Origin of the sequence: Paenibacillus vulneris (genome assembly GCF_039543185.1) — a bacterium.
GTDB classification, from domain to species: domain Bacteria; phylum Bacillota; class Bacilli; order Paenibacillales; family NBRC-103111; genus Paenibacillus_S; species Paenibacillus_S vulneris.
Genome location: NZ_BAABJG010000003.1, coordinates 456,259 through 468,357, shown reverse-complemented (window position 1 = coordinate 468,357; position 12,099 = coordinate 456,259). Strand labels below are relative to the sequence as shown.

The following is a 12,099-nucleotide window of genomic DNA, read 5'->3' as shown; positions in this document are numbered from 1 at the left end:
GTCTTAAGGAAGGGAGATACTTATGAGTGTAAAAGCTAGACAAATGCATTTAGGCGCCTTTTTGTTCGGTGTCGGGCACCATGTCGCCGCCTGGCGTTATCCGGATACGGAAGCACACGGTATCATGGACCCGGCATTTTATGAGCGCTTTGCTCAGACAGCAGAACGCGGCAAGTTCGATATGCTTTTCCTGGCGGATTCATTGGCATTGCTCGGCAGCTCCCCCTCCCATACCGCTTCGGTTCGCCCGGAGCCCATTACCCTTCTCTCTTATCTTGCCGGGGTCACCGAACGAATCGGGTTGGCGGCTACCGTATCGACGACCTACCATGAGCCTTATAACCTGGCCCGTGAATTCGCTACCCTCGATCATCTGAGCGGAGGGCGGGCAGCCTGGAATGTCGTTACGTCCAGCCGCAACGAAGAGGCTGCCAATTTCAGCAAGGAGAAGCATCCGGACCATGCCGTCCGCTATGAACGGGCCAGAGAATTTATCCAGGTTGCCACCTCCTTGTGGGATAGCTGGGAGGATGATGCTATCCTGTTTGACCGGCAGAACGGACAATTCGCCAACCCCGACAAAGTTCACCGGATCGACCATCTGGGAGAGCATTTCAGGGTCAGAGGTCCGCTGAATGCCCCTAGACCGCCCCAAGGGCGGCCCGTGATTATCCAGGCCAGCTCTTCGGAGACAGGCCAGCAGCTCGCAGCCGAAACCGCTGAGGTGATTTTTACTGCATGGCAAACATTAGAGGAGGCGCAGCTCTTTTATCGCAATGTCAAATCTCTTCTCGTTAAGTATGGACGCACGGCGGATGAGCTCAAGATTATGCCCGGCATCTTCCCTGTTATCGGAGCAACGGAAGCGGAAGCCCGGGAGAAGGAGCAGCTGCTGCAGCAGCTGGTGCTGCCATCCGTCGGCCTATCGATGCTCTCCGGGTCCCTGAATGTCGATCTGCGGGATTACCCGCTGGACGGCCCGCTTCCGGAACTGCCCGAGCTCGAAGCCATCAACGGCGGCAAAAGTCGATTCAAGCTCGTGTCCGATATGGCCAAACGGGACGGCCTTACCATCCGCCAGCTGATCTATCGTGTCACCGGAGCGCGCGGGCACCGGACGATCTATGGCACCCCCGTTCAAGTTGCCGATCAATTGGAGCTATGGTTCAACGAGCGCGCCTCCGACGGCTTCAATATTATGCCGCCTTATTTGCCTGGAGGCTTGGGGGAATTTGTTGAGCTGGTCATCCCCGAGCTGCAAAACCGCGGATTGTTTCGCACGGAATATACCGGAACTACGCTTCGTGATCACCTCGGCCTGAAGCGTCCCGCAAGCAAATTCAGCCGGCCTTCGGCATCCTCATCTATTTGAGCTTCTAGTACAACATTTTGGTACCTGCATGTAACGTATTTTGACCGAGGAGTGATCGACTATGGGAGAAACAAAACGCCAGCTCCACCTGGGAGCCTTCCTTTACGGTGTAGGGCATCATATTGCTGCCTGGAGATATCCGCTGACAGATTCGCTGGGACTGTTTACCTTTGAATTTTATAAACGATTTGCGCAAACGGCAGAACGAGGCAAGTTCGATATGATTTTTATCGAGGACATCCCTGCGCTGCCTGAGCAGCATGAAGCCTCCGTTCAGCATACCGTCCCCGTCCGGGCCGAGCCCCTCACGCTGCTATCCACGCTTGCTTCCGTCACTTCCCGTATCGGCTTGGCCGGAACCGTCTCCACCACCTACAGCGAGCCTTACCACGTTGCCAGAAAATTCGCTTCCCTTGACCATTTGAGCCGCGGGCGTGCGGCCTGGAATGCCGTGACGACGAGTATGGAAATTACAAGCCAGAACTTCGGCCAGGACCACCACCTGGACCATTCCATCCGCTACGAACGCGCACAAGAATTCGTCGAGGTCGTCACGTCGTTGTGGGACAGCTGGGAGGAAGGCGCGCTTCTTATCGATAAGTCATCCGGAGTCTTTGCCGATCCTGACAAAATCCATGCGATCCGCCATCAAGGGAAATTTTTCTCGGTACGGGGCCCTCTTTCGATTCCTCGTACTCCCCAAGGAAGACCCGTGCTCGTTCAAGCCGGTTCCTCCGAGACGGGCCAGGATTTTGCGGCAAAAACGGCTGAGGTCGTATTCACGGCATGGCAGACGCTGGAGGAGGCGCAGTCCTTCTACAGCAGTCTGAAGGGAAGGCTTAAACAGTATGGCCGCTCCCGAGATCAATTGAAAATATTACCCGGTATCCTGCCCGTTATCGGAGCTACCGAACAAGAAGCAAAGGAAAAGGAAGCCCATCTGCAGGAGCTAGTGCTTCCCGAAGTCGGCTTGGCCATGGTTTCCCGAACGCTTCGGGTGGATCTGTCCGCCTACCCTCTCGACGGGCCTGTGCCCGACCTGCCCGATGCGGTGAACATTAACGGAGGCAAAAGCCGCTATCAGCTGCTGGTCGATATGGCCCGCCGCGATAAGCTGACCATCCGGCAGCTCGTGGCCAGAGTTACCGGGGCGCGCGGTCACAAAACCATCCATGGGACGCCGGAGCAGATTGCCGACTTTCTGGAAAACTGGTTTATCCACGGCGGCTGCGACGGGTTTAATATTATGCCTCCTTATTTGCCCGGAGGGCTGGACGAATTCGTGGATCAGGTCATTCCGATCCTGCAGCAGCGCGGTTTGTATCGGACGGAATACAGCGGAACGACACTTCGCGATCATTTAGGGCTGGCCGTGCCAGGCAACCGGTATCAATTAAGGCCGCAGCAGCAAGCCAATTAATGGCAGACCGTTAAATTACAAGGGGGTTTTCATTATGGCAGCGAGGAAAAAGAAGACGATATTATCCATCCTGACAAGTATCATTGTATTTTCCGTGGTGTTAGCCGGCTGCGGCAAGACATCCTCTACGGATACCGCCTCCGCTGCCCAAGCAGGTTCTGCGGAGAAATCCAAGGAAAAGATCGTCGTCAATATCGGAGTCCAGGGAAAGACGGGCATTCTTCCCTATGCGAGGGATAAGGGTGCCTTTGAGAAAGCTTTTGCCGCCGTTGGGGCCGAGGTCAAATGGAATGAATTTGCAAGCGGTCCCCCGCACTTCGAAGCGCTGGCCGCCGGCCGGCTCGATTTCGGCTCCGTCGGAGGGACCCCCGTAGTCTCCGGACAAGTCGGAGGCATCGACTTCAAGGCTATCGCCGTAACCAGCGACGGCAAGAAAGGCAATATGATTGTTGTTCCCAAGAACAGTCCGATCAAAGAGCTGAAGGATCTGAAAGGCAAAAAAATCGGTGTGGCTAAAGGCAGCAGCGCCTATAACTTCCTTTATCTGGCCATCGATAAAATTGGTCTTAAGGGCGACGACGTCAAGGTGATTCAGCTGCAGCCCGATGAAGCAAGACCCGCTCTGGACTCCGGCGCGATCGATGCCTGGTCGATCTGGGAGCCATATGCTACGACGGCCGTATTTCAGACCGGGGCCAGAATACTGGTGACCGGCCAGGATTTGAATATTAACGCCCCCGGCTTCCTGATTGCCCGAACCAAATTTACCAAGGATCACCCGGACCTCACCGTTCTTTTCCTTAAAACCTATGAGGAGGTCCGCAAATATTATGTGGAGCATAACGAGGAAGTGACTGAGGAGCTGTCCAAATCCCAGAAGCTGGACAAGGAAATCATCAGCACTGTATTAAAAAACACCGAACCGCTTCTTTCCCCCATCACCCCAGAATTCGCCAAAGCGCATCAGGAGCAGGCCGACTTCCTCTATTCGGCAGGAGCCATCAATAAAAAGCTCGAAACGAGCCAAGTGCTGGAGAGCAAATTCGTGGAGCAGGCTTTGAAGGAGCTGAAGGATAAAAAATAGGCAACCTCCTTCTTGAAAAAAGGGCCAATCGTTGGCTCTTTTTCTTTTTCCCCGATACTTGGGTTATAATCAAAAATTACACTGACCTTTAGACCGCTTTATTGTACTATCATTCCTAACTACATTTAATAGAATGGATGAATAGGACATGAACTACATTATTTTTGATTTAGAGGCCACCTGCTGGGAAAACGACCGAAGCAAACCGAATGAAATTATTGAGATTGGAGCGGTCAAGCTCAATCAGCAGCTTCAACGGATAGATGAATTCCAAACCTTCATCAAGCCTGTGTTGAACCCCTGGTTATCTGATTTCTGCAAGACACTAACCTCTATTACCCAAGAGGATGTTCAAGCAGCTCCTTATTTTCCCCAAGGTGTCCGCGCGTTCCAGGATTGGATTGGTCCGGGGCCCTTTTACCTCTGCTCCTGGGGTCTCTATGATAAGAATCAGCTAATTAAAGACTGTAAGCTGCACAGTCTAAGCACGGATTGGCTGAAGCACCACATCAGCATCAAGCATCAGCATGGTAAAATGATCGGCCGTGATCGGGGCGTCGGTATGGAGAGGGCACTTCAAATGCTGCATTTGCCTATGGAGGGCCAACATCACCGGGGGATCGATGACGCCAGAAATATTGCGAAGATTTTTGTCCGGTTATTTGATAAGCTGGAGTTTAGCTGAGTCTATCGGAAACAGGAGGATGAGCATCTTTGTGGTACCATGTATTTGAACTGGAGCATGTCAAAAGACCGCCAGCTGACGAGAATGAGCTTGACCGTTTTGTTACAGCCTGGAATGCGGCGTTATCCGAGCAAGAGATGGCTGAGATTGCGGGCAGACAACGAAATCCGTTTCCTGCAGGACATGAGCTGTACGATCAGTACAAACCGTTCGACCCCGCTTCATGGAAGCTGCCGCAGAAGGCGTTTCCTGCCAACTATCTTGATTTCTTGCGCTATTCCAATGGCGGGGAATTTCAGAACGGCGACAGGTTCTTTCAGTTTTTTGGCACAGATCAGCTCCGGGAATACAATCTGGCTTACGAGCTGCCCGAATACATGAAGCATGCCGTTTCTTTTGGCATGGATGGCTGCGGGAATCACTATCTATTTGATATGCGGGAAGAAAGGAACAATAACGAGTATCCGATCCTTGTCGCGCATTCCGGGTATCTCGATTATGACGGATGTGTTCTTGTCGCCGAATCCTTTCTTGAGCTGTGCACGGGAAGAACCTCGATGGATGAAGAGATGGATCGGCGTTGGGTGTAGAGCCCCAAACGAAATAACCCCACAAAGTGGGGCGAGTCTGTTGGAAAACCTGAAAATCTGAAAAATTGCTTCGGTCCCCCAGTGGGGTATCCCCTTCCGGTCGCTGTTGTTCTCGGGAAACTTTGATTAAATTTGCTCTATAGCGGGAATTTCCCGAGAACAAAGGCGAACGCTATCGCTCCTATAGGAGATACCCCACTTACCACCTTTCGCATTTTTCCGTATGATAGGGTTTTTCAACAACCTGACCCCAGCAGTTGGGGCTTTAACCTCGAAATGGATTAATAATTCAAGAGGGAAAGCACCTCCGCTTCCCCAGCTCTATGTTATTGAATTAACCATTATAACTGTCGCGCCACTTGAGCAGCTTCTTCTCCATTAGCCGGACCAAGGAATCGGTCAATTTGCCCACGATAGCGAAAATGATGATTCCGACAAACACGATCTGTGTCTGGGAAAATTGACGGGCATCCATAATCAGGTACCCGATCCCTTCACTTGACCCCATCAGCTCGGCAACGACCAGCCCTAACCAGGCAACGCCGAGAGATAGCCTTAAGCCAAGCAGCAGATTCGGCATCGCAGCCGGAATCACGAGGCGCGTGATTTGATTCCACCGGCTGAATTCGAGGATGCGGGCTACATCGAACAGCTTTGAATCAGCGCTGCGGATTCCGAGAAACGTATTTACATATAAAGGGAAAAAGGCGCCTTTGGCAATCAGCAACACTTTGGACAGCTCCCCAAAGCCGAACCAGAGGATGAACAGCGGAGTAATGGCCAAGTGCGGAATCATGCGAAGCATCTGAACCGTAGGGTCCAGCGTTTCTTCCGCTCTCCGGAACAGGCCGCTCACTAACCCGAGCAGCAGCCCCAAACCGCCACCCAGCAAAAAGCCTACCGCAGCGCGGTACACGCTGATTTGTAAATGCTTGAACAGCTCTCCGGAGGAGATCAGATCGATAAAAGCCTGGAGTATGGCTAACGGAGTCGGAAGCAGCGTCTTGGAGATCAGCTCCAGGCTGCCCGCGATTTGCCATACGATTAATACGGAAACCGGCAAAATCAACCCTCGAATGACGATCGCCCATTTGTCGTTTCGCTTTCGCCTTGCCGCCGCATCCTTTCCCTTTACTTGCTCCGGCTGGCCTCCAATCGCCTCGGCGCCGGCTGAGCCGGTTATCGTCCCTGTCGAATGCATCATTGCACTCACCCCTTCTACGAATGTTTGTTAAATGCCCGAGCTGTCTACCAGCTCCAGCTCATCCACGCGCTCAAACTCATTCAGTACCTTATGACGCATTTCCTGGAAGGACGATGTCGTCTTCTTTCTTGGAAAAGGAAGATCCACAGGAATAATCTTGCGAATGGTGCCGGGCCGGGCATTCATGATAACGACCCGGTTAGCGAGAAAGACCGCTTCGTCGATATCATGCGTGACGAGAATCATCGTCGTCTTGTTCTGCTGCCAAATATCAAGCAGGACCTCCTGCAAGTGGCTTCTCGTAAATGCGTCCAGCGCACCAAAGGGCTCATCGAGCAGCAGCACCTTAGGCTTGCGCAGCAGCGCTCTCGCGATGGCTACCCGCTGGGACATCCCTCCCGACAGCTCCCGCGGATAAGCCTTCTCGAACCCTCGGAGGCGGACAATCTCGATCAGCTCATCCACCTGCCGCCGGACCTCCGGATCGCTAAGCCGCAGATCGGCCGCAATATTTTTCTCGACGGTTAGCCAAGGGAACAAGCGGTGCTCTTGAAAAATAAAGCCTTTATCGATGCTCGGGCGGTCCACAGGACGGTTCTCCAGCAGCACCGTCCCCGTATAGGCCGTATCCAGACCCGCTATAATTTTTAATAAAGTGCTTTTGCCGCAGCCGCTGGGGCCGATGACTGTGATGAATTCGCCTTGCTTCACATGAAGCTCAATCTGATTCAGCGCTTGGACGGGGCCTTGCGGAGCGGCGAATTGTTTAGATAGTCCGTGAATTTCGAGCGTATGGGTCATTCATAATCTCCTCCCGGGACTTGACTTATACAAAAAAGAGACTCCCCGCCATAGCCGCCCGGGTCCGCGAACGGACCTGCGACAGCTTCAGGAAGTCTCCGGTGTTCCGGTTGACTGCTGCTTAACCATGAGCCAGCCTTTTGACACAAGCTGAAGGTCGGCCTCTTGGTACAGCTATTTCTGTTCAGCCTTATACTGCTCTAACGCTTTAGTAATATATTGGTTGTCTACGACCTTGGACGTATCGATTTTCTTCTTAATGGCCCCCTGCTCATAGATGGAGTTGGCCGTTTCCTGCTGAATTTTGATGATTTCATCTGTAATCGGCATATTGGTAGGCTCCGTATTCTCAATGACCTGCCGAATAATTTCACGGTCGACCTTCTTCAGCTGGGCGTAGACGTCTATCGCCTCTTCCAGATGCTGCTTTTGCCATTGCTGCGTCTTTTCCTCCACCTTCAGATACAGTGTCACCAGATCAGGGTGTTCCTCGGCAAACTTGGTGCGTACAATCTGAAAGCCTGCGCCTTTGGCATCCAAAGCCGTTCCGTCCACCAATACCCGTGCTCCATTCAGCACCTTCTGGGTGGACATGAACGGTTCCCAGATGGCCCAGGCATCGACGGAGCCGGTTTCAAAGGCAGGCTGGGCTTCATCCGGCTGAAGCGAAATGATTTGTACGTCGGCCGGCTTCAGATTAGCCTTCTCCAGCGCTTTATAGACAACCGTCTGGGCCGAACTGGCCTTGGCAAACGCGATTTTCTTCCCTTTCAAGTCCTGAATCGTTTTGATCGGACTATCCTTTTTCACCAGAATGGCATTTCCTTTGGAGCCGAAGCTGGCCGCAGCGATTTCCTTGAACGGTACATCGGCCGCTTGGCCGGAAATCACCGGCAGGTCGCCAACCCTCCCGAAATCCAGCCGATTGGAGGCAATCGCTTCAAAATAGGAAGGACCGCTTTGGAATTCCACCCAATTGACCTTGGCGCCGGCCTTAGCGAATTCTTCCTCGAACCAGCCCTTCTGCTTGGCAAGCAGGATCGGCCATATGCTTTGCTGAATGCCGATATTGACGACCAAGGGCTCCTTGGAGCTTGCTCCGGCAGGCCCTGCGCTGTTGCCGGTCTTGCCGTTTTGTTCCGCGCCCTGTGAGCTGCCGCAGCCTGCAAGCAGCATCATTCCCCATATAACTGCCATAACAAAAGACACCCATTTTACTCTTCTCATAAGTACTCCTCTTTCCGATCCATCTCATGATTAACGCAAAAAAACCTTACTGCTCCTTTGTGAATTAACAATAAGGCCTTCGGTTTTCCGATCGGCAAAAAGGATATGAAGATTTACGTCAGTGATCTTCCTATATCATAATGCCACTAATTCCAATGTGTCAACTAGGAATTTAAAATAAAAACAAAACCTGCAAGAGAGCCGCTGTTCCGCAACAGCCCTCTCGCAGGTCACCCTTATTAATTAAACCGGACGGATTTCTTTCTCCATAATGTAATCGTCCATCACAAACCCGTTTCCGATATCCGCAACCTGGGTGCGCAGCTTTTTAAAGCCCTTCTTCTCGTACACCGCAATCGTCGCATCATTATAGCGGTTGACGGTGAGCCATATCGCGCTTAAGCCCCTTTTGCGGCACAGCTCGACCAAAAATTCCATGGCCCGGCTTGCAAACCCTGTGCCGCGATGCTCCTTCAGGATATACAATTTACTTAGGAACAGCTTGCCCTCTTCTTGCTTTACTCCCATATAGCCAATGTTGGAGCCGTTCAGCTTCATAAAGTAATATTCGTAGCCTTGATGCTTCAATTGATCGGTCAGGGCAGGGTAGGATTGAAATTTTTGCACCATATAATCGATTTGTTCCCGGGATATGATGGTTATAAAATATTCATTCCAAATTTCCGCTGCCAGCCGAGCCAAGTCCGTAACTTCTTCCTCCGTTTTTACTTGGGTAAAAACAGGTTCCATAAGATCACCTCTTTGTATCCTGCCACAGAGCTCGTAAGAAGCCTGTCCCGCTTCCCGCCCCGAGTTCTCTCCATGGCTTTACAGCTGCTGCTGATATACCTTGAACAAGGCCTGGGTACCGCTATCCTCTTCGCCCATCTGAGCAAGCTGTTCGTACAACGCGCGGGCCTGCGCCAATCCCGGAAGCTCCAGCTTCATCTCCTTCGCGGAGTCCAACGCAATCTGCATGTCCTTGATAAAATGCTTCACATAAAAGCCGGGGGCATAGTCCCCGTTAAGCATTCTCGGAGCGAGATTGCTCAGGGAGAAGCTTCCCGCCGCTCCCGATTGGATGCTTTTCAACACGGTAGAAGGATCGAGTCCCGCTTTTTGTGCATAGATCAGGGCTTCACATACGCCCATCATATTGGAGGCAATGGCGATTTGATTGCACATTTTCGTAAACTGCCCGGAACCGGCAGGTCCTTGGTGAACGATCTGCGTCCCCATTGCTTCCAGCACAGGCAGCGCCTGATCGAAGGCCTCCTTGCTTCCGCCAACCATAATGGAGAGCCGCGCTTCTCTTGCCCCGACATCTCCTCCCGAGACAGGAGCGTCTAGTGCAAGAATCCCCCGCTTCAGCGCTTCCGCCTCAATGCGCTTTGCCAAAGAAGGACTGGAGGTGGTCATATCTATAACAATAGTTCCCGGCTTGGCATGAGGAATAACTCCCTGCTCACCGAGGCTGACCTCTTCGACGTCATGAGGATAACCGACCATCGTAATGATCACGTCGCATAAAGGTGCCAGCGAGGAAGGCGTCTGATGCCACTCGGCCCCTTGGGCGACCAAGGATTCAGCCTTTTCCTTCGTCCGGCTGTATACATGGAGCTTATAGCCCTTGTTCATCAGATGGCCCGCCATGCTTTTACCCATCACTCCTGTGCCAATAAAACCGACAACCGTATTTTGCGCTGTTCTTTCCAAGCTAAGGTCCCCTTTTCCATTCGAGATTCAGATCATATAGAGAAAAGACATCCCTCTCCCACTGCAGAAAGAAACAATGTCTCCATCGGTACGGTCGACAAAACCAATCATGAAATGCTTGAAGAATGCCTGTTTCCAACCTAACATTGCTGCAAAGCGTTGTCAACTTAAGGAGCTATGACCTAATCAATAACCATGCCGGACTGATCAATGGATGCGCGAAATAAAAAGCAGGGCACTCCCGCAAGATAAGCCAGTAAGTCCCTGGTCATCATCGGTGGTGCTCCTGCTATCACGTTACTTGGTCTCGGATTCAATCTTCTTGTTAACCTGCTCCTGACCGTTTCGAAGTACGGTATTCACATCGGTTTTGCCTAACAAGAGATCGGTAATTTGACCCCGAATGGCATCCTCTACAAACGTATCGTATCGGGTTTTGGCCGCCGCCGGCGCGAAGGTGTTGCTGAATACGGCATTCTTGATATTCTTATCCTTCATGGTCGTGTCCTGGCCGAACACCTGCTTGATCGCATCGTTCTTCAGAATCGTAATGCCGCCTGACTTGGAAAATTGCGTCTGGTACTCATCGCTGATAAACAGCTTCACGACCTCCATCGCCTCATCCTTATGCTCGCTGGTCGAAGTGATAAACATATAAGTCGGATAGGATTGACTGCCGACTTTCGGAGCATCCTTGAAGGTAGGCAGTGCCGTCACATCCCAATTCATCTCGCGGGTCCAGTCGTAATCCCCGTACATGAAGCTGAACATAGCGACATTCCGGGCCTTGGAGAACTCGTCAATGTACGGAATCTTGTACCATTGCTTCTTCAAATCCTCAAGCACTGGGCCGTAGCCTTCGGATTGCATCGGCTTCATCAAGGTTTCCTGAAGCAGCTTTTTCCATGCATCCGTTTCCAGCGTCGCTTTTTTGGAGGAGGCATCGACATTGGCAAGAGACAGCGGGTTCAGTCTTAAAAAGTGATTGATCGATGTCGTATAACCGACGTAATTGACGCCGTTATCGCTTCGAGTCAGCTTTTGCGATAAAGCCGCCAAATCATCCCAAGTCATTCCGTCTTTAGGGTATTCCACCCCGAATTTATCAAAAATATCCTTATTGTACATCAACACCAGCGTACTATTGCTGATCGGCAGGCCATATAGACCGCCCATGACCTTGATAGCATCGATCGTCGACGGTTCAAACCGGCTTAGATCTACATTATGCTTTTTCACCAGATCGGATAAATCCTGGTTCAGCCCTATATCCAGAAGCGAGCCCTTCAACCCGATTTGTCCTATGGAATCGATGAAGATATCCACCTTCGTCGTCCCGCTCGTAATCATCTCCGCCAAGCTGACCGTCTTGTCTTTGGGCACGAATTTCACCGTAACATTCGGCAGCTTTTGCTTTATGTAATCTCCATATTGTTTTTGAAACTGCTCTTCGGAAAGATTCCCGTTATGATAAAAATATAAGTCCACCGGCTTCATATTCGCCGCAGCCTCTGCATCACCGGTTGACGACGCCGGCTCCTGCTTGGTACCGGAGCATCCGGACAAAATCGACCCGAGCAGAAGCGTTCCTGCCACTGCCATTGTAACCTTTTTCATGATATGACCCTCCCTTTTTACGATCCAATAAACCGCTTTCATATTGATGAAGCTTCAATGAATAGATATGATGGGTACCCGCCTGCACTAAGAGGTTAATGCAATAAAGCTATAAGTACTGAAATCGATTTCATGATGTATTATACTCAGCAGCTGGAAATATTGTCAAACAAAAAATGATAAAGCACGATTTTTATTGAATTTTAGCCGGTTTATAAAAATAAACTCTAATGGAGTCTCTGTTTAAATGAACTGAAATCGATTTTATTAATCCGCATTTGACTGAGCACTATTTTCGAATAAATTTCCAACTATATCCGGTTTGTTCAGCTTAATCCAACAATCGACTCCTTCCTATTCTATGAAATGATGAGTATTGCAAT

At 51.2% G+C, this 12,099-nt stretch carries 11 protein-coding genes; 5 read left to right on the top strand and 6 right to left on the bottom strand.

Going from position 1 to position 12,099, the window contains the following annotated elements; genetic code table 11:
- Positions 1-22 precede the first annotated feature (22 nt).
- The 5 genes from ABEA66_RS03530 (at position 23) to ABEA66_RS03510 (ending at position 5,151) form a co-directional block, all read left to right on the top strand.
- Positions 23-1,372 (top strand): LLM class flavin-dependent oxidoreductase, encoded by a 1,350-nt coding sequence (locus ABEA66_RS03530; RefSeq protein WP_345586079.1) that lies wholly within the window; start codon positions 23-25, stop codon positions 1,370-1,372.
- Between the two features lie 61 nt (positions 1,373-1,433).
- Positions 1,434-2,792 carry an LLM class flavin-dependent oxidoreductase gene (locus ABEA66_RS03525; RefSeq protein WP_345586077.1) on the top strand — a complete coding sequence of 453 codons (1,359 nt, stop codon included), beginning with the start codon at positions 1,434-1,436 and terminating at the stop codon, positions 2,790-2,792.
- Positions 2,793-2,826: 34 nt separating this feature from the next.
- Positions 2,827-3,876 carry an aliphatic sulfonate ABC transporter substrate-binding protein gene (locus ABEA66_RS03520; RefSeq protein WP_345586075.1) on the top strand — a complete coding sequence of 350 codons (1,050 nt, stop codon included), beginning with the start codon at positions 2,827-2,829 and terminating at the stop codon, positions 3,874-3,876.
- Positions 3,877-4,024: 148 nt separating this feature from the next.
- Positions 4,025-4,561: a 3'-5' exonuclease gene (locus ABEA66_RS03515; protein ID WP_345586073.1), complete on the top strand. Its 537-nt coding sequence runs from the start codon at positions 4,025-4,027 to the stop codon at positions 4,559-4,561.
- 29 nt (positions 4,562-4,590) lie between these two features.
- Positions 4,591-5,151 carry an SMI1/KNR4 family protein gene (locus ABEA66_RS03510; protein ID WP_345586071.1) on the top strand — a complete coding sequence of 187 codons (561 nt, stop codon included), beginning with the start codon at positions 4,591-4,593 and terminating at the stop codon, positions 5,149-5,151.
- 334 nt (positions 5,152-5,485) lie between these two features.
- Here the strand turns inward: ABEA66_RS03510 and ABEA66_RS03505 are convergent, their stop codons facing one another.
- The 6 genes from ABEA66_RS03505 to ABEA66_RS03480 form a co-directional block, all read right to left on the bottom strand.
- Positions 5,486-6,352, bottom strand: a complete 867-nt coding sequence (locus ABEA66_RS03505; protein ID WP_345586336.1) for an ABC transporter permease — start codon at positions 6,350-6,352, stop codon at positions 5,486-5,488.
- A 30-nt stretch (positions 6,353-6,382) separates the two neighbouring features.
- Positions 6,383-7,156, bottom strand: coding sequence for an ABC transporter ATP-binding protein (locus ABEA66_RS03500; protein WP_192703619.1), 774 nt, complete (start codon positions 7,154-7,156; stop codon positions 6,383-6,385).
- A 174-nt stretch (positions 7,157-7,330) separates the two neighbouring features.
- On the bottom strand, positions 7,331-8,383 hold the full coding sequence (locus tag ABEA66_RS03495; RefSeq protein WP_345586068.1) for an aliphatic sulfonate ABC transporter substrate-binding protein: 1,053 nt from the start codon (positions 8,381-8,383) through the stop codon (positions 7,331-7,333).
- A 243-nt stretch (positions 8,384-8,626) separates the two neighbouring features.
- Positions 8,627-9,133, bottom strand: a complete 507-nt coding sequence (locus tag ABEA66_RS03490) for a GNAT family N-acetyltransferase (protein ID WP_345586066.1) — start codon at positions 9,131-9,133, stop codon at positions 8,627-8,629.
- 78 nt (positions 9,134-9,211) lie between these two features.
- Positions 9,212-10,099 (bottom strand): NAD(P)-dependent oxidoreductase, encoded by an 888-nt coding sequence (locus ABEA66_RS03485; protein ID WP_144027961.1) that lies wholly within the window; start codon positions 10,097-10,099, stop codon positions 9,212-9,214.
- 297 nt (positions 10,100-10,396) lie between these two features.
- Positions 10,397-11,716, bottom strand: a complete 1,320-nt coding sequence (locus ABEA66_RS03480) for an ABC transporter substrate-binding protein (RefSeq protein ID WP_345586063.1) — start codon at positions 11,714-11,716, stop codon at positions 10,397-10,399.
- Positions 11,717-12,099: the final 383 nt, after the last annotated feature.

Excerpts from the sequence above, each read along its gene's own strand:
- ABEA66_RS03530 (WP_345586079.1), top strand. The coding sequence starts at position 23 with ATGAGTGTAAAAGCTAGACAAATGCATTTAGGCGCCTTTTTGTTCGGT.
- ABEA66_RS03525 (WP_345586077.1), top strand. The coding sequence starts at position 1,434 with ATGGGAGAAACAAAACGCCAGCTCCACCTGGGAGCCTTCCTTTACGGT.
- ABEA66_RS03520 (WP_345586075.1), top strand. The coding sequence starts at position 2,827 with ATGGCAGCGAGGAAAAAGAAGACGATATTATCCATCCTGACAAGTATC.
- ABEA66_RS03515 (WP_345586073.1), top strand. The coding sequence starts at position 4,025 with ATGAACTACATTATTTTTGATTTAGAGGCCACCTGCTGGGAAAACGAC.
- ABEA66_RS03505 (WP_345586336.1), bottom strand. The coding sequence starts at position 6,352 with ATGCATTCGACAGGGACGATAACCGGCTCAGCCGGCGCCGAGGCGATT.
- ABEA66_RS03500 (WP_192703619.1), bottom strand. The coding sequence starts at position 7,156 with ATGACCCATACGCTCGAAATTCACGGACTATCTAAACAATTCGCCGCT.
- ABEA66_RS03495 (WP_345586068.1), bottom strand. The coding sequence starts at position 8,383 with ATGAGAAGAGTAAAATGGGTGTCTTTTGTTATGGCAGTTATATGGGGA.
- ABEA66_RS03490 (WP_345586066.1), bottom strand. The coding sequence starts at position 9,133 with ATGGAACCTGTTTTTACCCAAGTAAAAACGGAGGAAGAAGTTACGGAC.
- ABEA66_RS03480 (WP_345586063.1), bottom strand. The coding sequence starts at position 11,716 with ATGAAAAAGGTTACAATGGCAGTGGCAGGAACGCTTCTGCTCGGGTCG.